The 1,235-nt window shown below is 76.4% G+C and carries 1 protein-coding gene and 1 pseudogene; one reads left to right on the top strand and one right to left on the bottom strand.

Annotated elements, in window-relative coordinates; all coding sequences use genetic code 11:
- Positions 1-615, top strand: a pseudogene (locus ROTAS13_RS24680) (DNA mismatch repair protein MutL); the annotation flags it as partial.
- A 13-nt stretch (positions 616-628) separates the two neighbouring features.
- On the opposite strand, the gene ROTAS13_RS24675 reads toward ROTAS13_RS24680, so the two are convergent.
- Positions 629-1,235: helix-turn-helix transcriptional regulator (locus tag ROTAS13_RS24675; protein ID WP_216348744.1), on the bottom strand; the 607-nt coding region annotated here is incomplete at its 5' end.

Raw genomic sequence — 1,235 nt, 5'->3', positions numbered from 1 at the left:
GCCATCGGCGAGGAGGAAGCCCCCCTGGCCGACGGTCCCCTGGGCCGCCCGCTGGCCCAGCTGCTGGACACCTACGTCCTGGCCGAGGCCCCGGATGGCGCGCTGGTGCTGGTGGACCAGCACGCGGCGCATGAGCGGCTGACCCAGGAACGGCTGCACGCCCAGTTCGTGGCCGGCGGCGTGCGGATGCAGCCGCTGCTCCTGCCCGCCGTGGTGGACATGCCGCCCGCTCGCGCCGCCCGGCTGCTGGACCACGCGCCGGCGCTGCTGCGCCTGGGGCTGGAGATCGAGGGCTTCGGCCCCGGCGCGGTCATGGTGCGCGCCCTGCCTGCGCTGCTGGGGGCGCCGGAACCCGGCCCGCTGCTGGAGGATCTGGCCGACGGGCTGGCGGAATGGAAGGGCGCCGAGGCGCTGGAGGCCCGCATCGACGCCGCCATCGTGCGCCTGGCCTGTCACGGCAGCGTACGGGCCGGGCGCCGCCTGAATACCGCCGAGATGTCGGCCCTCCTGCGGGCCATGGAGGCGACGCCCCGCGCCGCCACCTGCTCCCATGGCCGCCCGACCTTCCTGCGCATGGACAAGCCGATGCTGGAGAAGATGTTCGGCCGGCGGTGAGCCGTTCCGCCCCTCAGGCGCCGTTCCGCAGATCCCCCGCGGCAGCCCAGGCCGCCCGGGCGCGCGGCAGCCCGGCACCGGCCCTAGCCCCGGCCGCGAGCCTTTCCGCGCCCCGCTCCGGCACGGCGGCGCGCACCGGCCGCGCCTCGGCAGGCTCCGCCAGCAGCGGGCCCAGCCGCTCCACCTGCCGCGCCAGCTCCGCCTGGCTGCGCACCCCGGTCTTGTGGAAGACGCGGCGCACATGGGTCCGCACCGTGTTGACGGTGATGCCCAGGATCTGTCCCACCTCCGGCAGGCCGATCCCCTGCGCCGCCCAGGCCGCCACCCCCGCCTCGGCCGTGGTCAGCCCGTAGATCTCGCGCAGCTGCTGGCAGAGCTCCGGCGTGGGCATGGCACCCTGTGCCGGATCGGTCAGCAGCAGCAGCACGCTGGCTCTCGGCGAGGCCGGCAGGACCTGGCGGTGGCGCTCCACCTCCCGCACCGTGAGCGGCATGGCCTGGAGGGCCAGGGACACCTTTCCCGAGGCCCTTGGCAGCGGCAGCGCCGCGTGCTGGCCCAGCGCCGCGCGGTTCACCAGGTCCCGCAGCAGGCGCGTCATGCCCGGCGACCCCGCGCGCAGG

It is taken from the genome of Roseomonas sp. TAS13 (assembly GCF_001950415.1).
Lineage (GTDB): Bacteria > Pseudomonadota > Alphaproteobacteria > Acetobacterales > Acetobacteraceae > Roseomonas > Roseomonas mucosa.
The sequence above is the reverse complement of the archived record's forward strand: the minus strand, read 5'-3'. Positions and strand labels throughout refer to the sequence as shown.